The 22443-nt window shown below is 65.9% G+C and carries 23 protein-coding genes; 4 read left to right on the top strand and 19 right to left on the bottom strand.

Going from position 1 to position 22443, the window contains the following annotated elements:
* The first annotated feature begins 129 nt into the window (after positions 1 to 129).
* The 3 genes from MHN80_RS21480 (at position 130) to MHN80_RS21490 (ending at position 3203) form a co-directional block, all read left to right on the top strand.
* Positions 130 to 1083 carry a ParA family protein gene (locus MHN80_RS21480; RefSeq protein ID WP_101820446.1) on the top strand — a complete coding sequence of 318 codons (954 nt, stop codon included), beginning with the start codon at positions 130 to 132 and terminating at the stop codon, positions 1081 to 1083.
* Between the two features lie 61 nt (positions 1084 to 1144).
* Entirely contained in the window at positions 1145 to 2215 is a 1071-nt protein-coding gene (locus MHN80_RS21485) for a ParB/RepB/Spo0J family partition protein (protein WP_101820447.1), read from the top strand.
* A gap of 148 nt (positions 2216 to 2363) precedes the next feature.
* A complete protein-coding gene (locus MHN80_RS21490) occupies positions 2364 to 3203 on the top strand; it encodes a hypothetical protein (RefSeq protein WP_239403603.1) in 840 nt (279 codons plus the stop codon).
* Here the strand turns inward: MHN80_RS21490 and MHN80_RS21495 are convergent.
* The 9 genes from MHN80_RS21495 to MHN80_RS21535 form a co-directional block, all read right to left on the bottom strand.
* Positions 3148 to 4326 carry an N-acetylmuramoyl-L-alanine amidase gene (locus MHN80_RS21495; protein WP_239403604.1) on the bottom strand — a complete coding sequence of 393 codons (1179 nt, stop codon included), beginning with the start codon at positions 4324 to 4326 and terminating at the stop codon, positions 3148 to 3150. The genes MHN80_RS21490 and MHN80_RS21495 overlap by 56 nt on opposite strands.
* 270 nt (positions 4327 to 4596) lie before the next feature.
* Positions 4597 to 4935, bottom strand: coding sequence for a thioredoxin (gene trxA / locus MHN80_RS21500; protein WP_064571930.1), 339 nt, complete (start codon positions 4933 to 4935; stop codon positions 4597 to 4599).
* A gap of 58 nt (positions 4936 to 4993) precedes the next feature.
* Complete coding sequence (gene trxB / locus MHN80_RS21505; RefSeq protein WP_064571929.1) at positions 4994 to 6010, bottom strand: thioredoxin-disulfide reductase; 1017 nt, start codon at positions 6008 to 6010, stop codon at positions 4994 to 4996.
* Between the two features lie 142 nt (positions 6011 to 6152).
* Positions 6153 to 6944: an anti-sigma factor gene (locus tag MHN80_RS21510; RefSeq protein WP_239403605.1), complete on the bottom strand. Its 792-nt coding sequence runs from the start codon at positions 6942 to 6944 to the stop codon at positions 6153 to 6155.
* A gap of 147 nt (positions 6945 to 7091) precedes the next feature.
* Complete coding sequence (gene sigM / locus MHN80_RS21515) at positions 7092 to 7658, bottom strand: RNA polymerase sigma factor SigM (RefSeq protein WP_004020981.1); 567 nt, start codon at positions 7656 to 7658, stop codon at positions 7092 to 7094.
* A 97-nt stretch (positions 7659 to 7755) separates the two neighbouring features.
* The gene (locus tag MHN80_RS21520) at positions 7756 to 8124 is read right to left on the bottom strand and encodes a thiocyanate hydrolase (protein WP_239403606.1); all 369 of its coding nucleotides are present in this window, start codon (positions 8122 to 8124) and stop codon (positions 7756 to 7758) included.
* Positions 8125 to 8128: 4 nt separating this feature from the next.
* Positions 8129 to 8845, bottom strand: coding sequence for a thiocyanate hydrolase subunit gamma (gene scnC / locus MHN80_RS21525; protein WP_004020983.1), 717 nt, complete (start codon positions 8843 to 8845; stop codon positions 8129 to 8131).
* Complete coding sequence (locus MHN80_RS21530) at positions 8842 to 9699, bottom strand: SH3-like domain-containing protein (protein ID WP_239403607.1); 858 nt, start codon at positions 9697 to 9699, stop codon at positions 8842 to 8844. The genes scnC and MHN80_RS21530 overlap by 4 nt, the downstream gene beginning before the upstream one ends.
* A gap of 146 nt (positions 9700 to 9845) precedes the next feature.
* Positions 9846 to 10562 (bottom strand): TetR/AcrR family transcriptional regulator, encoded by a 717-nt coding sequence (locus MHN80_RS21535; protein WP_239403608.1) that lies wholly within the window; start codon positions 10560 to 10562, stop codon positions 9846 to 9848.
* Positions 10563 to 10665: 103 nt separating this feature from the next.
* On the opposite strand from MHN80_RS21535, the gene MHN80_RS21540 reads away from it, so the two are divergent.
* Positions 10666 to 11667 (top strand): sterol desaturase family protein, encoded by a 1002-nt coding sequence (locus MHN80_RS21540; protein WP_239403609.1) that lies wholly within the window; start codon positions 10666 to 10668, stop codon positions 11665 to 11667.
* On the opposite strand, the gene MHN80_RS21545 is transcribed toward MHN80_RS21540, so the two are convergent.
* From MHN80_RS21545 to MHN80_RS21590, 10 genes are read right to left on the bottom strand one after another with little or no spacing between them, the layout of a single operon-like run.
* Positions 11581 to 12867, bottom strand: coding sequence for a hypothetical protein (locus tag MHN80_RS21545; protein WP_239403610.1), 1287 nt, complete (start codon positions 12865 to 12867; stop codon positions 11581 to 11583). The two genes, MHN80_RS21540 and MHN80_RS21545, sit on opposite strands and share 87 nt — an antisense overlap.
* Entirely contained in the window at positions 12864 to 13859 is a 996-nt protein-coding gene (locus MHN80_RS21550; RefSeq protein ID WP_239403611.1) for a glycosyltransferase family 2 protein, read from the bottom strand. Before MHN80_RS21550 ends, MHN80_RS21545 begins: the two co-directional genes overlap by 4 nt.
* Before the next feature lie 24 nt (positions 13860 to 13883).
* Complete coding sequence (locus MHN80_RS21555) at positions 13884 to 14717, bottom strand: glycoside hydrolase family 16 protein (RefSeq protein ID WP_308219792.1); 834 nt, start codon at positions 14715 to 14717, stop codon at positions 13884 to 13886.
* Positions 14714 to 14908: a hypothetical protein gene (locus MHN80_RS21560; protein WP_239403612.1), complete on the bottom strand. Its 195-nt coding sequence runs from the start codon at positions 14906 to 14908 to the stop codon at positions 14714 to 14716. Before MHN80_RS21560 ends, MHN80_RS21555 begins: the two co-directional genes overlap by 4 nt.
* Complete coding sequence (locus MHN80_RS21565) at positions 14905 to 17109, bottom strand: hypothetical protein (protein ID WP_239403613.1); 2205 nt, start codon at positions 17107 to 17109, stop codon at positions 14905 to 14907. Before MHN80_RS21565 ends, MHN80_RS21560 begins: the two co-directional genes overlap by 4 nt.
* A gap of 6 nt (positions 17110 to 17115) precedes the next feature.
* Complete coding sequence (locus tag MHN80_RS21570) at positions 17116 to 18297, bottom strand: DegT/DnrJ/EryC1/StrS aminotransferase family protein (RefSeq protein ID WP_239403614.1); 1182 nt, start codon at positions 18295 to 18297, stop codon at positions 17116 to 17118.
* On the bottom strand, positions 18294 to 19061 hold the full coding sequence (gene rfbF / locus MHN80_RS21575) for a glucose-1-phosphate cytidylyltransferase (RefSeq protein WP_239403615.1): 768 nt from the start codon (positions 19059 to 19061) through the stop codon (positions 18294 to 18296). Before rfbF ends, MHN80_RS21570 begins: the two co-directional genes overlap by 4 nt.
* Positions 19062 to 19068: 7 nt before the next feature.
* Positions 19069 to 20094 carry an NAD(P)-dependent oxidoreductase gene (locus tag MHN80_RS21580; protein ID WP_239403616.1) on the bottom strand — a complete coding sequence of 342 codons (1026 nt, stop codon included), beginning with the start codon at positions 20092 to 20094 and terminating at the stop codon, positions 19069 to 19071.
* Positions 20091 to 21278, bottom strand: coding sequence for a glycosyltransferase family 4 protein (locus tag MHN80_RS21585; RefSeq protein WP_308219793.1), 1188 nt, complete (start codon positions 21276 to 21278; stop codon positions 20091 to 20093). Before MHN80_RS21585 ends, MHN80_RS21580 begins: the two co-directional genes overlap by 4 nt.
* Positions 21199 to 22056, bottom strand: coding sequence for a glycosyltransferase family 2 protein (locus MHN80_RS21590; RefSeq protein ID WP_239403617.1), 858 nt, complete (start codon positions 22054 to 22056; stop codon positions 21199 to 21201). The genes MHN80_RS21585 and MHN80_RS21590 overlap by 80 nt, the downstream gene beginning before the upstream one ends.
* Positions 22057 to 22443 lie beyond the last annotated feature (387 nt).

Here is a 22443-nt window from a genome sequence, read left to right on the forward strand (position 1 = left end):
AATAGGAAGCGTTCTGTCGGCACCCCCGAAGGTGCCGCTATCGACGCTTCCGCGGTAGTCGGATCGACGGCCCCTGCCGTCGACGGTACTGACGCGAGTCCTTACGAGGTCGGTCAAAGGAGTCCACGCGTGGTCGATCAAGACCCGAATGTTTCACGTGAAACCCCGGTCGGGGCACGCCCTGGAGTGGATGGTCAGCCATTCGCCGACACCCCCATCGCGATGGCCGCCGAACGTGCGAGCCAAGTCCTGACTCCGGGGGGAGCCGGCCAGCTGCCGAGACCTCCGCACACGCGGATCATGACGGTTGCCAACCAGAAGGGCGGCGTCGGAAAAACCACCACGACGGTGAACCTGGCGGCGGGTCTCGCGCTGCGGGGTCTTCGGGTTCTGGTGGTCGACCTCGACCCGCAGGGCAATGCCAGCACGGCGCTGGGTATCGATCATCGGGCGCAGGACATCGCCTCGGTGTACGAACTGTTGCTCGGCGAGGTGACGCTGAGAGAAGCGATTCAGGAGTCGCCGAGTCAGCAAGGTCTGTTCTGCGTCCCGGCCACCCTGGATCTGGCCGGCGCCGAGATCGAACTCGTTTCGCTCGTTGCGCGGGAGAACCGGCTCCGCAACGCGCTGTCCGACGATGTTCTCGCGGAGTACCAGATCGATTACGTCTTCATCGACTGTCCCCCATCGCTGGGCCTGCTGACCGTGAACGCGATGGTGGCGGCTCGTGAGGTTCTCATCCCGATCCAGTGCGAGTACTACGCACTCGAAGGCGTGGGACAGCTGCTGCGCAATATCGAACTCGTGCAAGCACACCTGAACCGCGACCTCCACGTCTCCACGATCGTGCTGACGATGTACGACGGCCGGACCAAGCTGGCGGACCAGGTCGCGGAGGAAGTACGTCGACACTTCGGCGACAAGGTGCTGAGTACGATCATCCCCCGCAGCGTCAAGGTGTCGGAGGCGCCCGGATATGGGATGACGATCATCGAATACGACCCGGGCTCCCGAGGGGCGATGAGCTATCTGGACGCCGCGCGCGAGTTGGCACTACGTGCGTCCGAGGGGGCGCCGGCGTGATGTGTATCCACGATTCACGTGAAGCGCTGATCTGGCACCAGGACCGCGAAGGGAACCACCAATGAGTCAACGGGATACCGCTCAGCGCCGGGGCGGACTCGGTCGTGGGCTGGCCGCACTGATTCCGACCGGACCGGCCGACGATCAGTCGGGCGCGCCCCGTCTCGGTAACGCCGCGGCCGACGTCGTGATCGGTAAGGGCCCGACGACTGCCGGTCGTGATACCACCACCGGTGGCAATGACAAGGACTCGGCAACCGCCACGTCGACGGGTGCGGGAACGCAACCCCTCAGTCCAGAAGAGGCGGGCGCGGTGTATCGCGAACTGCCTCCGAAAGAAATCCAGCCGAATCCCAATCAGCCGCGTACCGTCTTCGACGACGAGGCGATGGCCGAACTGGTGCACTCGATTCGCGAGTTCGGCCTCATGCAACCCATCGTGGTGAGGCGCCTCAAGGAGCCCACTGCGGACGGGATCGCGTACCAGATCGTCATGGGTGAGCGTCGCTGGCGAGCCAGCCAGGAGGCGGGACTCGACGCAATCCCCGCGATTGTCCGGGAGACACCCGACGGCGACATGCTGCGGGACGCATTGCTCGAGAACATCCATCGCGCGCAACTCAACCCCCTCGAAGAAGCCGCGGCCTACCAACAGCTTCTCGAGGAGTTCGGGGTCACGCACGAGGAACTCGCCTCCCGCCTCGGCCGCTCTCGCCCGCTGATCAGCAACATGATCCGGCTACTCAAATTGCCGATCCCCGTCCAACGCCGCGTGGCGGCCGGGGTGCTGTCGGCCGGCCATGCTCGCGCTCTCCTCTCCCTCGAGACCGGAAGCGACGCGCAGGAGGCGCTTGCTGCGCGGATCGTTGCCGAAGGTCTGTCGGTGAGGGCGACGGAGGAGGCGGTCACACTCGCCAATCGAGGAGACGGGCCGGATGCGAAATCTCCCACCGCACCGAAGCGCCGACCGATGCAGATGCCGGGCCTGCAGGATCTCGCGGAGAGGCTGTCCGACAGCCTGGACACCAGGGTTACAGTCAGTCTAGGGAAAAGAAAAGGCAAGATCGTGGTGGAGTTCGGCTCGGTCGACGACCTGGAACGCATCGTTCAGTTCATCGATCCGAAGAAGTGAATTCTGGCGCGGGATTTCCGGTACCACCTAGACGCGGAAGTAATGTCACAGTGACGATAGAGGAAGCCGACCGGCGCATTCATCGCGAAAGGGCTTGTTGCTCAGTCATTTTCGATCAATCGAGCGCTGTGACGCGGAGTGCGCTGACATGAGTGTGTCTGTCAGCCGATTGGATCTCGGATTTTTCGGATCGCTCCCCCAGCACACGCGCAAATGCGTCTTCTGGGAAGTCGAGCCGGCGACCGAGACAACCGGCCTCCCTGACTTCGAGCCCTACGAGAGCGAGTTCGACAAGGAGGCGTGGATCTCCGGTCTGCTCCTCGAGTGGGGTGCATGCGGTCAGGTCGCGATCGAGTCCGGAACGAACAGTGTTGTCGGTACGGCGTTCTATGCGCCGCCCAATCGTGTTCCTCGGTCGCAGCACTTCCCCACCTCGCCGGTCAGTCACGACGCGGTGCTGCTCACGAGTATCCGTACCGAACCCGGTTATGACGAGGTGGCGACGATCCTTCTGGACGCAGTGCTGGGTGATCTCATCCGTCGCGGTGTCCGAGCGGTCGAGTCATTCGGTCTGGTGCGGAACGGGATCGGCGTGGATCCGTTCGAGTCGGTCGGCAGTGCAGGCGGACTGGCCGACGAACTCGACCTGTGGTCGGATGAGGCCATTGTCGAAGTCGCGCGGGAGATCCTCGACGATCCGCAAACGGATCTCTGCACTTCCTGCATGAACGACGCGTCGTTCCTGAAGGACTCCGGATTCGACGTGGTGTCGTCGCATCAGCGTTTCCCACGGTTCCGACTCGAACTCGACGAGGGCCTCGGCTGGAAGTTCGAAGTCGAGAGCGCGCTGCAGAAGCTGGTGGTGATGGCGCAGATCGATCTGGCCGGACGGCAGCAGACGGCGGTCCCGGTGGGAGCCGGGCCGCATCGGTTCAGCGGGAGCTGTTCTCCGCGGCCAGCAGATCCTCGAATGTGTAGGTGCCGGTAGGGCGATCGTCCCGGTCGAGCAGGTACAACCGTTTCACGGCCACCACGATGGCATCGGCGATCACGTTCCGCCAGTCTGAATCCGCAAGCACTGCAGCGTCATCGGGGTTCGTGATGTATCCGACGTCGATGAGGGCCACCGGCATCTTCGTGAGCCGGAGGAGATCCCAGGTGCGCTCGTGGGTTCGGCAGTCCGACAACGGGGTCCGCGCTGCGATCTCACGCTGGATGAAGCCGGCGAGGTTGCGACCGATCGTCGAGTACGAGTTGCTGTTGCCGAAGTAGAACGACGCGACGCCGTTCGCGCGCGTATTCCGGTAGTGACCGCATCGCAGCGAGATCATCAGATCGGCGTCCATCAGATTGGCGACCCGGGCGCGCTCGTCGTCGCCGGGGCGTCCACGCCCGTCGTGCGACAGGAAAGTCTGCATGCCCGCGGCCGCCATCCGGCCCTCGAGGCGGGCACTCAGGTCCCACAGCAGTTCGGACTCGCGGTGGGCGACATCACCCGTCGACAGTGCGTGAAGTCCGCCTGTTCCGGGATCGATGAGGATTCGCTTGCCGGACAGCTGCGGTCCCGATCGTCGGACGTGCTCTTCTTCACGGATCGCATACGGAGACCCGCCGGTCACCCGTGTACCGAGGCGCTCGAGCGACCGCAGCGTGGCCGGGCCGCAGATCCCGTCGGAGGCGAGGCCGTACTCGCTTTGATAGAGGCACACGGCGTTGTGCGTCGTCAGGCCGAACACACCGTCGACGAGCGAGGTGAAATAGCCGAGATTCTGCAGCCGACTCTGCAGCGTGGCGACGTCGTCGCCGACCATGGGAGCCGACAGCTGGTACGACAGCACCCGGGCTCCGAGACGGTAGGACGCTTCGCGCAGGACTCGATAGGTGGCCGGACCGACGATGCCGTCGACGATCAGACCCCGCTCCTGCTGGAACGCCCGGACAGCCCGGTCGCAGGCTTCATCGAAGACGGCCTCAGGAGGATTCCAGCCGTTCGTCGTACCACCGTGGGCGGTGTTCGTGGACCCGTCGTCGGGCAACAGACCGCGTCCGACCAAGATGGCGCGGATCTCGGCCACCGCCGAGCCGTGATCACCAAGTCGGAACAATGGCATGTCGTCACCCCTCGTACGAATCGCGGCAGGTGCGGCTCTGCGCGATGTGCGATGTACGCCAAGCGGTACATCGGTCAAACGTCAGCCTGCATTCTCGCAGGTGGACTTCACTACACCAAACTGTCCATGGTCGAAGCATTCCGACTCCGGGCACAGGGGTCTCCGGTCGAGACCACGGCCGACACTACCAACGCAAACAGTCCGCGGGTGGAACGGCAGCGTCGTTCACCCGTCGGACTGTCGCGACGATATGAGGAAAACAGCAGGTGGTCAGGCCGACTGGCCGACGACCGAGTCCAGCTCGCGCAGCAGCGCGGCCTTGCCCTTGGCGCCGACGATCGTCTTCACCGGCTGACCCTTGTCGAACAGGATCATGGTCGGGATCGACATGATCTGGAAATCACGCGCGGTGGCCGGGCTCTCGTCGACGTCGAGCTTGGCGACGGTCAGCTTGTCGCCATGGTCGCGTGCGATCTCCTCGAGGACCGGGGCGACCATGCGGCAGGGACCGCACCAGGTGGCCCAGAAGTCCACCAGGACCGGCTTGTCGGCGCCCAGAACGGCGTCCTTGAACGTGGTGTCGGTGACGGCGACGGTGTGTGCACCCATGATGTGACCTCCTTGGTCGGACCGGGCCGCGATGGCCCGGGTGAATGTGGTTGACGGCTCAGGCAGGTGCCTGAACAGCGTCGATCTCGGAAACGGTGGCAGCTTCGGCGTCATCGACAGTGAGGTCGGCGGCTTCGCCCTGCTCGGCCAGCCAGCGCTCGGCGTCGATGGCGGCCGAACAGCCGCTACCGGCGGCGGTGATGGCCTGACGGTACGTGTGGTCGACGAGGTCACCCGCGGCGAACACACCGGGCACCGAGGTGAGTGTCGTGCGTCCCTGGACCAGGACGTAGCCCTCGGGATCGAGGTCGACCTGCCCGCGGACGAGTTCGCTGCGCGGGTCGTGGCCGATCGCGACGAACATGCCGGTCACGTCGAGAGTGCTGACCTCGCCGGTCCGGGTGTCCTCGACCTTCAGGCCCGACACCGACCCGTCGCCGACGACGGAGTGCACGGCGGCGTTCGTGACGAATCGGATCTTGTCGTTGGCGCGGGCGCGCTCGAGCATGATCTTCGACGCCCGGAACTCGTCGCGGCGGTGGACCAGCGTGACACTGCGTGCGAACTTGGTGAGGAAGGTGGCCTCTTCCATCGCGGAATCGCCACCGCCGATGACGGCGATGTCCTGGTCCTTGAAGAAGAATCCGTCACAGGTCGCACATGCCGACACTCCGCGCCCGAGGAGCTGCTGCTCGCCCTCGACGCCGAGGTAGCGTGCCGCGGCACCCATGGCGAGGATGATCGCGCGGGCCCGGTAGACCTCGCCGCCGACCTCGACCTCCTTGACGCGGCCGGACAGCCGGACCGTGTCCACGTCCTCCATGCGCAGGTCAGCGCCGAAACGGATCGCCTGCTCACGCATCTCGTCCATCAACGCGGGACCCTGGATACCGGTCTGGAAACCGGGGAAGTTCTCGACCTCGGTGGTCGTCATCAGAGCGCCGCCGAACTGGGTGCCCTCGAAGACGATGGGTGATAGCTCGGCGCGCGCGGCGTAGATCGCTGCGGTGTACCCGGCAGGACCAGATCCGATGATGATCAACTCGTGGATCTGCTGGGTCTCTGGCTGGCTCACTTGTCCTCCGTGCTGTGGGTTTAGCGAGACCCGCCCATCCCGGCGGGTCACGGCTGCTTCAACACCAGGGTATGCGGAGATGTTCCCTCGGATGTGCCGCGCGTCCGGCCCGTCGGCCGCCGGCGGGCTGGGGACGCCTCGGTCACCCGCCGACGATGCCCCGCGAGATCAGCGACGGGTTCCCCAGGTCGCAGTCGAGGCCGACGATCAGTGCGTCGAAACGTCCCGCCACCCCGGTGGAGAGAAGGATCGCCGCCGCGCCGGAGCCGTCGACGACGATGCGGCCGGAGCCGACGATCACGACGGTCGCCGGCACGAGGTGGGCGGCGGTGCAGCGACGGAGTGCCTCGACGGAGCCGAATGGTGCTCCGTCGGTCCGGCCGAGAACGGTGAGTGCGACCGCGGCATCGGTGGGCCCGGTCGGGGCGGGGGCCGACGACTGGGCTCGAGGTGCCGGCCCGGGAGACGAGTCGGACGCGGAGATCAGTCGCGACACCCCGATCGACCCGGCCGCCACGACGACGACCGCGGCTGCGGCCAGCAGGAGTCGGGTGGCCGTGCGGCGCCCTCGGCGTGCGGTGGTGATGTCGACGGGCGCAGATGCCACGGGCGGAGACCCGGTACGGAATCCCCCGGGCTGTCGGATCGAGGGCTCGGGATTCGCTCCCAGCGCGGTGAGAGTGGCGGCAACGTCGTCGCGCACACGGGCGGGTACGGGTTCCCGCGCCGCTTCTGCGGAGCGCAGATCGCCGACGGTACGATCCAGCGCGTCCAGAATCGACTGCGCTGCAGGATCTTCCGCAAGATGAGCACGGATGTGGGCAGCCACCGGGTCGGGCAGCGCACCTGCGTGGAAGTCGGCGAGAAGATCTGCCGAGTACGGCGGATCGGGTAGATCACTCGTCTCGTGGTCATCTGGTCCCCGAGGGGTCATGGTGTCAGTCTTCCATTTCCGGGGTCGCGGGCGTTCGTGGAGTTCGCGTCGGGTCGGCGTCGGATACTTGGACGCGCCCCGCTGCGATTCGGTTCCCGGTGATCGCGATCGGCCGGGAACGGGTCGGCGCCACCCCGCGGGCTCCGTTCACCCGTCACGCAGATGGCCGAGCACCTGCGCGAGCTTGAGGCGCCCGCGGGCGCATCTGCTCTTGATCGTGCCCTCGGCGACGCCGAGGATCGTCGCCGCCTCCGCGACCGTGTATCCCTCGATGTCGACCGCGACGATGGCCGCTCGCTGTCCGTCGGTGAGGACGTCGAGGGCGCGCCCGATCGAGACCGACAGGTCGACGGCGGCGAGCTCGTCGGCGGTGTCGGCGATCGCCGTGACATCCCACTCCGGCAGGGGCACCGTCCTGCGAACCTTGTTGCGCCGGATGCGATCCAGACCGGCGTTCACGACGATCCGATGCAGCCAGCTGGTGACCTTGGCGTCGGACCGGAAGTCCTGCGCGGTCCGGTGAGCGGCGAACAGGGCATCTTGCAGGGCGTCGGCGGCGTCCTCCGGATTCTGGCTGGCCCGCAACGCCACCGACCACAGGTACTCGAGGTGGCGGTTGATCAGGTCGGTGAACGCGTGTGGATCACCGGCGAGGTGGGCGTGCAGGAGTTGCTCGTCGGTACGCGTGTCGATCGCGTCGTTCCCCCCGGGCATGGGCTGAGAGTAATGGAGCCCGGACCGGGTCATCCGATGAAGCGACGTCTGTGCACAGCTGCCGGAGCGAAGTGGATTACTCCTCAGGCGGGACGGGTCAGGACTGCAGGCGTGCGCGCACCGCGTCCATCTGGGTCCGCAACTCCCCCTCGTCGATGACACCGCGGTCCAGCAGGGTGTGCGCCAGCGCCACGAGCTGGTTCTCGGGGTACGGCAGCTCGGCGTAGATCGTCGACGACAACCGGTCCTCCTCGTCCCGTCGTTCGACGACGCCGGGAGTATCCGCGCGGACGGACGAGGAGTCGGCGACCCGATCGAGGGCGTCGCAGAGCCCGTCGAGGCTGGTCTTCCACGGTGGAACCGGGTTCTCGACACCGTATTTCGCCGCCATCCGGTGCCACACCTGGTTGCGCTCGACGATCTCGTCGAGCGGCCGGTGGGACCCGGAGTTCCCCTCGTCGATCATCGGCCTACTCCCCCGCCGGGTGGACGGCCGGCCGGATGGTGGAGACGGCATTGGTGGTGACACCCGGCTTGGGCAGCGCGACGCCGATGAGGCAGTCGCGGGTGATGATCTCCGACAACTGCTGCTCGGTCCACCCGTCGGTACCCTCGGGGCGTTGCGGCATCACCATGAACCGATGCTTCTGATTGGAGTCCTGCACGCGTACCGAGACGCCGTCGGGGAGCTGAAGGCCGAACTCGGACAGGACTTGTCGGGGCCACCGCACCATGCGACGACGGTAATTCGGGGTGCGGTACCACTCGGGGGAGTTCCCCAGGATGGGACGTGGGTAACACGAGCACAGCGCGCACACGATCACATGGTGCACCGTGGGTGTGTCGGCGAGGATCTCGAAAGCCGTGAAGTCGCTGGGGGTTCCGAACCCGGTCGGCTCCAGCCAATCGACGCCGACCTCCTTACTGGCCGCCATGGGATCGTCGAGCGCCAGCTTCGCGAAATCCCGGTCGAGCCAGGCTCGCGCGACCAGTGTGGCGGCGGGGGTCGGCCCGATCTGCTCCGCGAACTCGGTGAAGCGGCGGTGTTCCTCGGCGGTGAAAAGACCCTTCTCGATGCACAGTTCGCGCAGTGCGATCTCGAGCACCTCGAAGTCGGTGATCTCGTCGACCATCGGTTTGACCGTGCGGTCGTGGTCGTGGTCGTGCGTGCCGTGGCCGTCGCTCATCGGCGTTCGTCCTCTCCCCCGGCCGAGGCGAGCCAGCGCTCGGGGATCTCGGTCTGCAGGGTGTCGTCTGCGGGTCCGGTGTAGCCGTGCCAGAGGTCGCCCATGGTGAACCGGACCACGTAGAACCATTCCGGCTGGGCATCGGACAGACCCCAGGTCTCGTCCTCGGGCGCCGGGCTCTCGTATGCGACGGCGGCGATCTCGCCGACTGCTCCTCGAACGTATTCCGGTGTCCGCGTGTATAACAGGACGGGGAGTTCGCGCACTCGGACGCGGTTGCCGATCCGGAATGCGGCGTCGCCGGCCCGGCCGGCGTAGATCTGCGGGTCGCCGACCCCGACCGCGTGACGATGATGGGTGTTCCGCGGAACGTCGGATCCGTCTCCGACGCCGCGGGGTCGGGCCTCGAGGCGCCGACCGTCCAGTCCCCCGGCGTATCGTTGCCGGACGTCGAGCATGCGCTCGCTGAGCTCACCGAGTGCGATGTGGTGCTTCTCGACGAGAATCCTGGCGACGGCGAGCAACCAGCGCCCGTAGTACGGAATACCGAGGTAGATCGCACGCCCCACATCGACGTTGCCGATCCGACGACGCTCCTCGGACAGCCAGATCCCGCGCCAGGCGAGGACTTCGCACATGACGTACGTCATGTGCTCCCACTCCTCGTACGCCTTGCCCTCGTAGGTGATCGGAGCGTCGGGTTCGCCGCCGACGTCGTGCACCGGCTTCATGTAGGCGACGAACCGGCTGTGATCGAGGAGATCGGGTGTCGGCGCGTCCGGCAGCTCGGGATACGAGGAGTGAAGTCGCGCAACAAGGTCGAGCTGTCTCGCACGTTCTTCGGCAGTGCTCACCGGACACCTCCCGGACCCACGTCCGACGGTTGTAGCGCAGTTGCACGAGAATCTACTCCCCGGCAACCGGTTCTCGGAGCGTTTTCGCCAACGGCTCGCTGACCCTCCTCAGCTCAGGAGTACTGGGCGAAGCGAGCCGCGAAGGGTCAGGTCAGGAGTCGGCCGTAGGCGGCGACGAAGAGCTCGACGCACACGTCGAGGATCTCGTCGAGCGCGTACCGCTCCGCGTCGGCGTCCTCCGCGCCGGCGACGTACCAGTCGACGAGCAGCTGGGTGACCGCTCCGACGAGGCCCACCGACGCCAGGCGCTCGCGGTCCGTCGGCGGTCGCGCGCCGCGGGCCAGCGCCAGGATGAGTGCCGCCCAGTCGTGGATCGCGCGCATCCGGACCCGCTCGATCTCCGGGGACACACCGACCACTTCGACGAGCATCACCCGTGCGCGTCGGGGATCGTCGGCGAGGCAGGACATGAAGGCGCCCAGGGCGGCACGAGTGACGTCCGGAACACGATCGGCGGCAACACCTTCGGCGGCCTCCAACCGTTCGGGGTCGGCCTCGGCGATGTCGGCGGCAGCCTGCACGGTCGCCGCACGGACGAAGGCCACACAGTCGTCGTACACGGCGACGAGCAGTGCGGCGCGGTCGGCGAACGACTCGTAGAAGTAACGCTGCGTCAGGCCGGCCTGGTCGCAGATGCTCTTGACCGAGACCTTCGCGTATCCGTCGGTGCCGAACACGTCGAGTCCGGCCGTGATGAGTGCGGCCCGGCGTCGTTCCCTTCGCTGCGCCGGGTCGACACCGCCATAGCGGCGTCCGGGCGGATTCTCCGATGTCGATGGGGTCGGCTTCGGCACGGACGCCACGCGATCTCCCTCCCGGGGTCTTTACAGCCCTGCTTCTGACACAATACCTTGTCAGAACCAACTGACACGTCTTCGTGTCAGATGATGTCGTGAGGGGTACACCGTGTTGGAGTTCTTGCCGGAGCCGATGCGCGAGCCGACCGTGCTCGCGATCCCGTTCTTCGTCACCCTGCTCGCCATCGAATGGTTCGCCGCGGCCAAACTGGAGCACGACGAACACGCGCTGACCGCGGATGGAGCGGCCGACTCGGACCCCTCCGGGCGTCCCGCGCAAGCACCGCCGGGCGCCTACGACGCCCGGGACGCACGCTCCAGCGTGTCGATGGGTCTGGTGTCGATCGCGACCAGCACCTTCTGGAAGTTCCTGGGACTACTCCTGTACAGCGCGCTGTTCGCCTACGTCGCGCCGTGGCAACTCCCCGCCGACGAGTGGTACACGTGGGTGATCGCGTTCGTCGGTGTCGACTTCCTCTTCTACTGGAGCCATCGCGTCTCGCATCGGGTCCGCCTGGTGTGGGCGACCCACCAGGCCCACCACTCCAGCGAGTACTTCAATTTCGCCACGGCACTCCGGCAGAAATGGAACATCAGTGCCGCGGTGGTGATGTGGATACCGCTCCCCCTGCTCGGCGTCCCGCCCGCGCTGGTGTTCGCCGCCTACTCGCTGAACCTGATCTACCAGTTCTGGATTCACACCGAGCGGATCGAAAGACTCTGGGCGCCGTTCGAATTCGTATTCAACACACCGTCGCATCATCGCGTGCACCATGGATGCGACCCCGAATACCTCGACCGCAACTACGGCGGCGTCTTCATCGTGTGGGACCGGATGTTCGGCACGTTCGCACCGGAGGTCCGACGCCCCCGCTACGGACTGACCAAGCCGGTGGACACCTATAACATCGTGCGTCTGCAGACGCACGAGTACGCGGCGATCGCGCGTGACGTCCGCGCGGCGTCGTCGTGGCGCGCCCGCCTCGGCTACGTCTTCGGACCTCCGGGGTGGACGCCACGTCGGTCACCCGATGTCGTTGCGGTCCAGTGTCTGCCCGGTCGTCAACCATCGGCGTCGCAGATCCCGGATGCCGACCGCACTCAGCAGTAGCGAGCTGATCACCAGACCCAGGGCAGCGCCCGCGCTGTCCCAGATCCCGGCCAGTGCCAGTGTGATCGGGAAGGTGACGGCGAACACCGCCGCGTTGCTCCGCAGGATCGTCTTGGTGTCCATCGCTGCTCGCAACACCGACATCCAGATGGAGTACGGGACGCGGAGAACCGAGGCGATCGCGAGCAGGCACAGCGTGGCCGAGAACTCAGGGCTCGAATAGGCCGCGCCGAAGATCTTCCCGATGAGCGGCGACGCGGCCACCAACAATGCCGCGCCCGCGGCGACGAGGCATTGCGAGATCGTCCAGATCCTGCGGATCTGCCCGGTGAGTCCCATCGGCTCGCGGGCCAGATGTGCGGTGAGCGCCGCACCGATACCGTCGGGGACGAAGTCGAGCACCTGAGCCACCGCGAGAGCCAACGCAAGCGTTGCACCGGGGACGGGCCCGGCGACGCTCGTCGTGAGAAACGGCAGGGCGAGAATGAGTCCGAACGATGTCGTGCTCGCGACGCCGTCGCGGAGGGCGAACGTACGCAACCGCGTGCTGTCCGACGCGGCGACACGGTCCCGGTCCGGGCGGGTCTCGCGGCGGCGCAGAATTCGCGGCACGAGGAGAACGAACACCGCGAGGGCGCTGAGCGCGGCGGGCACGATCGTCGCCCACACCGCGGCGACGGAGACGACACCCGCCAGGGCGCAGACCAGGACCACCTTGAGGGACACCGACATCACGTTGACGACCGGGAGCCATCGGGTTGCGTGCAGCCCTATCAGTGCGGAGTCCTTGAGGACGAACAGCGCCATGACGACGGATCCGACGGAGACCAGCAGTACGCTCTGCACGCGATCGGTGACCAGATCATCCGCCACCAGCCCACCGATCACGCCGAGAACACAAGCGGCACCGACGGTTATGCTCAGGCCCTCGATGAGACGCGCACCGCGGGGACAATCGGGCGTGGACAGCATTGCCTTGAAGGCACTTCCGACGCCGTACGCGGTCACGGTGCCGATCGCCGTGACGAGGGAGATGAGAGCGGTCTGGATGCCGAGCTCGTGTGGCGGGATCACTCGTGCGGCAACCACCCAGAAGAGCATCCCGGCCCCGGCCGTGACGAAGAAGGTCGCCACCACGGCAACGGAGTCCAGGGTGAGCGCCCGGGAACCGAGGACCGCGGGCTTGCTCGCCACGCTCATGTGTCCGACCTCGGTTCACGGAGACCGTTGCGCATCTCGGTCACCGTCGCGAACGAGTAACCGAGCCCCGCAGCAAGCACCGATGCACCCAGCGCGACACAACGACCGAGTCCTCCGGGTACGGCGTTGCGCCTACCGGGTGACAGGCTGTCGCGCAGGTACCGCATCATCGCCGACGGCACCGTGACGGTCAGATAAGAACGCTCCGTCCTCGTGGCAGCGCCAGAGCCGACGAGCCTGCTGATCTGTCGCTTCGACAAGCCTTCTCCGAATGAGCGCCGCAGCACGTACCGGACGGTGGTCCGGTCGGGGCTCACGTGGTGACGTACCCGGATGTCGGGGTCGAAGGTGATCTTCGCAGCCGGGTCATGACGGGAGATGCGGATGCACAGCTCGGTTTCCTCGCAACCCACCGGATGGGTGCCGATCCGGCCGAGGTCGGTGTCGAATCCGCCGACCTCGACGAGCAACCGGCGGCGGAACGACATGTTGCATCCCATCAGATTGCGAACCGGCGCCGACGTGGTCGGCAAGCCCGTGTAGCTGCACCCGACGATCCAATCACTCTCCGGGGGAAACCATCTGGGCCGGGACTCGGGCCACACGGGATCGGCGTATCCGCCGACCGCCGCGAGGTCGGGATCGGTGAAGTGCTCAGTGAGTCGCTGTCGCCAGTGGGGTTCCACGGTGGCGTCGTCGTCGACGAACGCCACGATCTGACCGGATGCGAGACGGATGCCGCAGTTCCGGGCGCCGGAGAGACCACGCCGTTCGTCGTTGGCCACCACCCAGATCAGAGGTTTGAGGGACGAGGCGAACTCGCGAGTCGCCAGCTCGAGCAGCTCGTCGTTGTGATCGATCACCACGATGAGTTCGTCGTCGACGGTGAGTTGGCGTTCGACGGCGTTGATCGACGACATCAGAGCGGCCCATCGGTCGGTGGTGTACGCACAGATCACCACCGACAACCTGTCGAGCTCATGAACCTCCATGGGACTCCTTCCTTCTCGGGCCGGTCACCTGTCGTACGACCACACCGCAGCCCAGTCCACGAGCAACCGGCCGCGACTGTCCCCGTCACCCCTGGTCTCGGTCTGCAGCTGCCAACGCATCGGGGTCGTCGGTACCCACTGGGTGCTGTCCAGGACGACGGTGTCGTCGAGCAGATAGCGCACCCGCCCCGGCGTCCACTCGATCGTGTAGGTGTGCCAGTCGGTGAATCTCGCGCCGATGTCCCGCGACTGGATCTTGCATCCGTCGCACGCACCCTCGCCGGCGAAATGCTGGTAACCGCCAACCGTTCTCGACAACCATCCTTCGGGGAAGTCGAGTTCGCCGTCGCGCGGCCACTGCTCCGATTGCGGCCACAGGAGCCAGGCGACGTAGTACTCGTCGAGGTCGGGCTCGTCGACCCGCATGCGGACGGAGTACCGCCCGTAGGTCTGATACTGGCTGCCGGTGTCCAGCACGGGAGATGGATTGGCGCCCGCCGGGACGCCGTCGACATTGTGTAGGTCGAAGACGAGCCGACCGTCGCTCACGCTGAGCACCTCGTCCGCACGGTAGGGGCGACGGTCGAAGGTGTCCAGGTAGCAGCGCGGGTAGGTCAACCACCGCTGACCCTGCGCGCCGGTGTACGCCACGTCGTAGGGAGAGCATTCGTTGGCCCAGCTCCCCACTGGGGCATCGCGATCGAAGTCGTCGAAGAAGACCTGCTTCCAACCGGGCAGGTCCCCGCGGGGTACGCCACGCGCGGGAGAGTCCCCGCACGCGGCCACTGGCGCGAGCAGAACCAACGCGAGCAGCTGTAGGACGGTACACCGAACGATGCCGGCCGGGTTCCGTGTCACAGTCGATCCACCATGTAGAGCAGCGCCGAGGCGGCCGCGATCCCCGACGTCAGGAGGGCGGCGACGGTGACGAGTCGCGAGGCCGGATCGGATGCGGTGCCTCCGCGGCCATCCACGCGGTGCTCGCGCCGGACGGTGGCGACGACGAGAAGCGCTGCGGCGGAGAGCAAGAGGACGACCGTGGCGATCACGGCGCCGTCCCCAGATCGAGGTGGCGGGCGCCCGCCCGCTTGAGGACGTGGACCTGACCGTCGTCGTAGGCCGAGACGAAGCCGTCACGGACCACCAGGAGATCGAGCTGCCGGGCGACCTCGGCCGGTGCGATGCCGTACCGATAATGGAGGAGTCTCTCGTCCTGTTCGGTGACGATCAGATAGTCGATGTCCTCACCCGCGGTGCACTCGGCCAGCTCCCGATCGTCGGCGATGCACGATGCACCGATGTCGTAGGCCCGCGGGAATCCGATGGTCGTGCCCTGGCCCCAGTAGGCGATGGACGATGCCGGTGCCTGCGCGACCAGCTCGTCGGCGACCCGCACGGTCTCCGGACGAGACTGTTCGAACGAGGTGTTCAGGCCGCGGTTGGAGACTCCGAGTAGCGCGATCAGGAAGGTGAGTGTGATCGTACCTACGGCGACGGCGGTGATCGGCGCGCGCGCGGAGGACTCGAGGCGCCGCGCCAGGCCGACCATGGCCAACGCGGCCAGTGCGGCAAGGGCCGGCGACGCGTAGAGGAAACACCGTACGACGACCTCCCCGCCATAGCTCTGCACCACGACCAACAGGAACGGGACGAGCGAGAAGACCGTCAACGGGGCCCGGAATCGACTCCGGCGGAGGCGGAACCAACCGAACACGGCCACCCCGAACAACAACAGGGTGCCGCCGATCCGGAGGTACTGCATCCTGCTGTACACCGGATCTCCGGCGATCCGGTCCGAGAGACCGGAATTGAGACTGGCCGTGACGTCCCCGATCTCGCCGAGGATCTGGTCGAGATGCCCGAGCCAGTATCCGCTCGCCCCGAAGGTGAACCACGCCGTGAACAGGAGGAGGCCGCCCAGCCACAGCAGTTTGTGGCGTGTCGACCCGACGATCGCGAGGCCGGCCAGGGAAGCGATCGTCACCATCGGCGTCAACTGGTGGGTGACCACCATGGCGGCGAGCAGGACGAGGAGCACCGCCTCGATGCCGTAGAGCAATCCCGGTCCGCGGCCCGCGGGCCGTCCCGGCACCCGTCGCCAGGTCCGCCACGATCCGACGGACGGCAACGGCGCCGTCTGCAACTGCCAGACCATGACAGCCATGATCGTCACGTACAACTGCATCGCGACCGCCTGCGGCGCGAAGTAATCCTGCTGATACCAGTTGAACAGGATGTAGATGGTGATGGTCGCCCACCCCACGCGCGCACTCCCGGAGAGGCTGTGGCCGAGTGCATACAGGGGAAACATCAGCAGCACACCGAATACCAATGATGCGCTGGTGAGAAAGACGAGACTGTCGTCGAGACCGCCCGTGGTCATCACCTGACCCGCACCCGCGAAGAACCCGCTCCAGCTGATCCGGCCGTCGACCGCCGGTGGCAGCGCGCCGAGCTCGGAGATCCAGTTGGTGAGGAACCGGTGAACGTAGGCGGTCGGGAACGGCGGTGCGCCACTTGCCCATGCGACAGTCATGCTCATGTACATCACGAGCAGCACATTGGCGGTCGCCAGACCGGCCCGGTGCAGCCGGCGCCGCCGGTACTCCCGGAACAGCGCGACGCAGAGCGTGGCGAGACCCGCGAGATAAGGGATTCCGAGAATCGGCACGAGCCCGTACACACCGGCCTGCTCGGGACGTAGTCGTGCGATGGCAACCGCAAGAAGGGTCGCAGAGGCGACGAGTAGAGCCCCGGTGGCCGGATCCCAGGCGCGAGCCGCGGTTCGCACTGCCGGTTCGATGCCCGCGAAGCATGCGCGAAGGTTCGATCCAGGGCATCGGGTCCGGATGAGAACGACGGTTGCGGCGGCGGACATGGCCAGCACGAGACCTTGTTGGAGAAGCGGATGCCAGAGGTCCGCGACGAGTGACGCCAGCGAGAGGATGATGGTCGTGCTCATCGACAGCGCGATCGTGACGCTGGGGAGAAGCCCGTTGCGCGGCAACGCCAACAGTCCCGCGACCGGCAGACCCGGAAGGACCAGGGTGACGGCGACGACCACCACGGCGCGGAGACCCTCCGGGAACAGGTCGGACACCCCGAACGCGGTGAGGACCGTGATGGCGGCCGACAGTGCGATGGCCGCCATGGAGGCCAGTGCGATCCCGGCCGCCGAGTCGGAGACCGGCGGGTTCGCGGAGGGTCTGTCCGGAATCGCCCGCGTCTCGACGTCGAGTCTGTGTGACACGCGTGCCTACCCGCTTGCTCGAACCGCGCCGGCCGCCGCACCGTAGAACGACCGCACTGCGGTGACCACCCGGTCGAGATCGGCCTCGGTCATGTAGGAATGCAGCGGGAGCGTCAACACGCGATCTGCAGCGGCCTCGGTGACGGTGAGGTCGCCGCGGCGGCTGTCCCGGTAGTAGCTGAACTGATGCGCGCCCTGGAAGTGGATACCGGTGGCGACCCCGTGCGACTTGAGATGATCGATGAGGGCGGCGCGCTCGGAGCGGCCACCGGCCCGGATCACATAGATGTACGGCGCTATTCCGGTCCAATCCGTGTCGAACAACTCGACCTCGGGGAGATCCGCGAACGCCGAGTCGTACAACCGGCAGTAGCGTTGACGATTCGCGATGAACTCCTCGACGCGCCTCAGCTGCGACAGTCCGATGGCGGCCGGAACCGAACCGAGGTGGCACCGGTAGCCCTGCCGTACGACGTCGAAATCCCAGTTGCGCTGATTCCGATAGCGCGCATCGGTGTCCGAGTCGATACCGAGATGCCGGAGTTCACGAAGGACCGGAACGTCGGCGGGATTCGACGTGATGATCGCCCCGCCTTCGAGCGTGGTGATCATCTTGACCGGCCCGAAACTGAAACATGTGATGTCACCGTGTGATCCGACGCGACGGCTCCCGCGGAAGCTGCCGAAGGCATGCGCCGCATCCTCGATGACGCGAAGCCCGTGCTCGTCTGCGATGGCCATCAGTTCGTCCATCTCGCAGGGGAATCCGAGGTAGTCGACGATCATGATCGCCTTGGTCCGGGGCGTGATGAGTTCGCGAACGCGCCGGGGATCGATGTTCAGATACCGCGGCTCGATGTCGCAGAAGACCACGTCGGCGCCGGTCCGCGTGATGGCCTGATGGCCCGCCACGTAGGTGAAAGCCGGACAGATCACCTCGTCGGATGGACCGAGTCCGATCAACTGTGCGGCCAGGTGGAGCGCCTCGGTGCACGAGTTCGTGACCACGACTCGGTCCTCGGACAGTTCGAGAAAGTCCCCGACGGACTCCTCGAACTCCCGGCTCAGGGCCCCCATACCCAGCCATCCGGCCGCGAGGGCATCCACTGCGGCCTGCTGGACATCCTCGCCGAGATAGGGACGGTACACCGGTACGGTCGTTCGTCCGGTCGTGGTGGTGGCGGTCATGACCAGCACCTCCAAGGCGCCTCGCCGCGTTCCCACAGATCGTTCAGGAAGACCTTGTCCCAGATGGTGTCCATGCCGCGCCAGAACCCGTGGTGCTGGTACGCCGACAACTGGCCTTCGGCGGAGAGGGTCTCGAGTGGTTCCTTCTCCAGCAGGGTGGCGTCGCCCGCGATGTAGTCGAGGATCTTCGGCGAGGAGACGAAGAAGCCGCCATTGATCCACCCGCTGCTACCCTGCGGTTTCTCCACGAACCTGGTCTGCGGTGACGAGACGTCCAGGGTGCCGAAGCGTCCGGGTGGTTGCACCGCCGTCACGGTCGCGATGTTGCCCGACATCTCGTGATGCGCGACCACCTTTCGGATGTCGATGTCGGCGACACCGTCACCATAGGTGAACGAGAAGGTCTCGTTCCCGATGTGCTCTCGAGCGCGTAGGAGGCGCCCACCTGTCATGGTGTCGAGGCCGGTGTCGAGCAGGGTGACACGCCACGGCACACCCTTCGACGACAGATTCTCGATCGCCCCACTACCCAGATCCACGGTGACATCGCTGGCGTGCAAGAAGTAGTTGGCGAAGAACTCCTTGATCATGTAGCCCTTGTAACCCAGCAGCACAACGAAATCCGTCACACCGGCCGCCGCATAGATCTGCATGATGTGCCAGATGATCGGACGCCCGCCGATCTCGACCATGGGTTTGGGGCGGTCGACGGATTCTTCACTGATCCGAGTACCCCTGCCTCCGGCGAGGATCACAGCCTTCATCTCGAGATCACTCCTTCCACCGGAGATCGCCGTCGAGGGCGTCGCGCTCGAGCAGCTCGTGCAGGACTCGGAGTCGGACGAAGTCGTTCCCCCCGAATCGGTCGGCATCCAAACCCTCGTCGACGTAGGCGTCGTAGATCTCCGCGATTCCCGTGGCCAGGGTCCACTGCGGCGAGTAACCCGGGAGTGCCGATTCGATCTTGGTGAAGTCGACGACGTAATTGCGGATGTCGGCGCTCACCTCGTCGGCGAAGGCCACCTCGCAGTTCGGCACGATGTCGGCGACCATCTTCGCAACGTCGCGGATCTGATGGTTCTCGGTGGTCCGGCCGACGTTGAAGACCTCGTTGTGCACTGCGTCCGTGGGTGATCCGAGCACGGTGAGCATCGCGTGCGCGATATCGCGCACGTGGACCAGCGGGCGCCAAGCCTGTCCGTTGCTCATCAGCAGCACCCGCCCGGACGTCACCGCATGGCCGACGAGGTTGTTGACCACGACATCTGTCCGAAGGCGGCGAGAGATACCGTAGGCCGTGGCGTTCCGTAGGAACGTCGGCGAGAAGGTCTCGTCGGCGAGTGTCCGGATCTGTTGTTCAGCACGGACCTTGGACTCACCGTACGGGGTCACCGCGACCATGTCGGCGTCCTCGCGCAATGCCCCGTCGGAGCCGCTGCCGTACAGACTGCACGATGACGAGAAGACGAAGCGTGCGACGCCGGCGGCCTTCGCGGCACGGGCGAGTCCCACGCTGGCATCGAGGTTGATGTCGTAGGTGAGTTGCGGATTCAGTTCACTCACCGGGTCATTGGAGAGTGCGGCCAGGTGTACCACCGCGTCGAAACCCGCCAGGTGACGCGGCTCCACGTCCCGAATGTCCATGTGGATCGTCGGTACATCCATCGGCTCGGTACGGAAGTCGCGGTCACGATAGTAGTCGGTGTCGAGCCCGACCACGTCATGTCCCGCATCGACCAGCATGGGGACCAGCTCGGCGCCGATGTAGCCGAGATGTCCGGTGACGAGTACCTTCATCGCCGTCTTCCTGTCGGTTGGTTGTCGAGGTTCCGTGGAGCCTCGATGAATGCCGGGTCGATGCCGGCGTAGATACGTTCGACCTGCGTCGTCATGCGGGTCTCGCTGAAGTCGTCGGCGACTTCGAAGGCTCGCTGCGACAACCGTTCCCATCGAGACCGGTCCTCGACGACGTCGAGGAGGGGGCCGGCACGATCGGCCGCCTCGGTGTCGATCACCAGACCACAGGACCGTTGCGACACGATGCGCGTGATCTCGCCGCACGGGGTGGTCGCCACGGGTGTGCCGCTGGCCAGCGCCTCGAGAGCGGACAGAGGTAGCCCCTCCCACTGCGACGTGAGAAGGAAGACGCGAGACTGCGCGACCTGCGCGCGAGTTTGTGCGTGGGTGTCGCCGATGCTCAGGTCGACGATGCGCTCGAGGCCGAGTTCGCGCCGGCGGTGCAGGAATCGGTCCCGCAGGGGTCCGGAGCCCGGCGCTATCCACAGGCACCGAAGCGCGGTGTGCCGCCTCGAGAGTTCCTTGGCCAGTTCGAGAAAGAGCAACGGGTCTTTCTGCTCGTCGAACCGTGCCACGTTCACGAAATCATAGGACCGGTCCTCGTAGGCCGGCGGAGCGGTGCGTAATTTGTGTACACCGTTGTGCACCACCGAGACCCGGTGGGGCGACAGGTGAGGGTAATGGGCGAGAAGTGACTCCCGGATGGCCGCCGACACCGCGACGATCCGCGGGGTGCGGTAGGACGCCGTCGGATGGTCGGTCAATACGTTGTGAACGTGTTCGATTGTGCGCGAATGACGTCCGAGGAGTGTACTGACGAACCCCAGAAATCGCTGCTGGCAGTGGATCACATCGGCCGACCGTAGTCTTCGGAGTGCGCTGGGGGACATGAGAAGATGCCGCCGGATGCCTGACTCGGTGAGGCGGTGATCCCACTCCCCTGGCGCCAGGGAGATAACGTCGACTCGGTGGCCCTGGCGAGCGAAGTGGGTGGCGATCTGCAGAATGAAGTGACTCACTCCACCGGGACTCATTCGGTCGGTCAGCACGACGATGCGGCGTCCGCGGATGGCGGCGGCTTCGGCGGTCATGGTCGTCGGTCGCTCACGAAGCGGTGTGGTGTGACGCGGGATGGGCGCTCGCGGGACCGCGAACAGCCGCGCCGGAGGTGGACACACCCTCATCACGTCGAGCTCGCCACACCGTGCGGAGGACCCGGCGACCATCGGTGATGGCATTGAGGTTGGAATGTCCTGTGCGACGTGGCATTTCCAGGCTGGGAACCTCGGCGATGCGAAGACCTGCCTGCACCGCGCGCACCGTCATCTCGGCTTCGATCTCGAAACCAGTGGCCTGGAGATCGAGTAGGTCGAGGTATCGACGGTGGAAGGCGCAGAATCCGTAGCAGAGATCGGTCAAGTCGGTTCGGTAGAGGCTGTTGAAGAAGGCGAGCAGCCCGTAGTTGCCCAGGCGCCGGAACCGGGTGATGTCGAGCGATCCGCCCCCGCCCATGAATCTCGAACCCTTGACGAAGTCGTAACCGTTCTCGAGGAAGTGCAGGAAATGGGTGATCTCCTGCGGCGCCATGCTTCCGTCGGCGTCCATCATGACGATGACGTCGCCGCTCGCGGATGCGAAACCGGTTCGCAGCGCGCTTCCCTTGCCCGGGCCCTGCTGCTGAACGACCTTGATGTCGGGTCGGCAACTGCGAGCGGTGATAACCGTTGCGTCGGTTGAGTTTCCGTCGATGAGGATGATCTCGTCGATGCGTTCGGGTATCTGCTCGAGGACCCAGCCGATGTTCCGCGCCTCGTTCCGCACCGGGATGACGAGGCTCACCGTTTGCGTCGGCCGAGCGCGTTCTCGTTGTGCGCCCGGCTTCGGGTCGATGAGTCGGTGGTGCGTATCCGACTGTGCTGCAAGGGCTGCTGACCCATTGCTGTGATTGGCTGTTTCGATCATTGTGTTCCGATCCCGCGCACGGTTCAACCACAGTGCAAGGACGAGACTTCCCCCCGGAAGCATCGACTTAGCGAGTCGAGCGGTCGCGTGTTCTGAAGTAGAGATGGTCGCCCTCCCCGACGACCTGAAATCGACGCTAGCAGAGGTTTGCGGCGTTGGCGAGGCGAGGACGTACCGGTTGCGGCCGGCGCTCGGCGCCCGACATCTTCTCGTAAAGAACCGTGGCGCATGCAGATTCGCCTATCACTTGAATACCCAACGGTACGGAGATCGGACCGCACCGACATCGAGAGAGCTGAGCGTTAATGCCCGCTATCCGGTGTAACGGGTGCTCGGTGCGAACCGATCCAGGACAGTCGACGAATCGGGTTCCGGAAATTCGCTGTT

Source organism: Gordonia sp. McavH-238-E, assembly GCF_022348225.1.
In the GTDB taxonomy this organism is placed as follows: Bacteria; Actinomycetota; Actinomycetes; order Mycobacteriales; family Mycobacteriaceae; genus Gordonia; species Gordonia terrae.

What these genes read in the sequence shown, in the direction of transcription:
- MHN80_RS21545 (WP_239403610.1), bottom strand. Translation starts at nt 12,867, where the DNA reads ATGAGCGTGGCGAGCAAGCCCGCGGTCCTCGGTTCCCGGGCGCTCACC.
- sigM (WP_004020981.1), bottom strand. Translation starts at nt 7,658, where the DNA reads ATGCCCGGGGGGAACGACGCGATCGACACGCGTACCGACGAGCAACTC.
- MHN80_RS21550 (WP_239403611.1), bottom strand. Translation starts at nt 13,859, where the DNA reads ATGGAGGTTCATGAGCTCGACAGGTTGTCGGTGGTGATCTGTGCGTAC.
- MHN80_RS21510 (WP_239403605.1), bottom strand. Translation starts at nt 6,944, where the DNA reads ATGACCCCTCGGGGACCAGATGACCACGAGACGAGTGATCTACCCGAT.
- MHN80_RS21590 (WP_239403617.1), bottom strand. Translation starts at nt 22,056, where the DNA reads ATGATCGAAACAGCCAATCACAGCAATGGGTCAGCAGCCCTTGCAGCA.
- MHN80_RS21585 (WP_308219793.1), bottom strand. Translation starts at nt 21,278, where the DNA reads ATGAGGGTGTGTCCACCTCCGGCGCGGCTGTTCGCGGTCCCGCGAGCG.
- MHN80_RS21580 (WP_239403616.1), bottom strand. Translation starts at nt 20,094, where the DNA reads ATGAAGGTACTCGTCACCGGACATCTCGGCTACATCGGCGCCGAGCTG.
- MHN80_RS21490 (WP_239403603.1), top strand. Translation starts at nt 2,364, where the DNA reads ATGAGTGTGTCTGTCAGCCGATTGGATCTCGGATTTTTCGGATCGCTC.
- MHN80_RS21570 (WP_239403614.1), bottom strand. Translation starts at nt 18,297, where the DNA reads ATGACCGCCACCACCACGACCGGACGAACGACCGTACCGGTGTACCGT.
- MHN80_RS21520 (WP_239403606.1), bottom strand. Translation starts at nt 8,124, where the DNA reads ATGATCGACGAGGGGAACTCCGGGTCCCACCGGCCGCTCGACGAGATC.
- trxA (WP_064571930.1), bottom strand. Translation starts at nt 4,935, where the DNA reads ATGGGTGCACACACCGTCGCCGTCACCGACACCACGTTCAAGGACGCC.
- MHN80_RS21485 (WP_101820447.1), top strand. Translation starts at nt 1,145, where the DNA reads ATGAGTCAACGGGATACCGCTCAGCGCCGGGGCGGACTCGGTCGTGGG.
- MHN80_RS21495 (WP_239403604.1), bottom strand. Translation starts at nt 4,326, where the DNA reads ATGCCATTGTTCCGACTTGGTGATCACGGCTCGGCGGTGGCCGAGATC.
- scnC (WP_004020983.1), bottom strand. Translation starts at nt 8,845, where the DNA reads ATGAGCGACGGCCACGGCACGCACGACCACGACCACGACCGCACGGTC.
- rfbF (WP_239403615.1), bottom strand. Translation starts at nt 19,061, where the DNA reads ATGAAGGCTGTGATCCTCGCCGGAGGCAGGGGTACTCGGATCAGTGAA.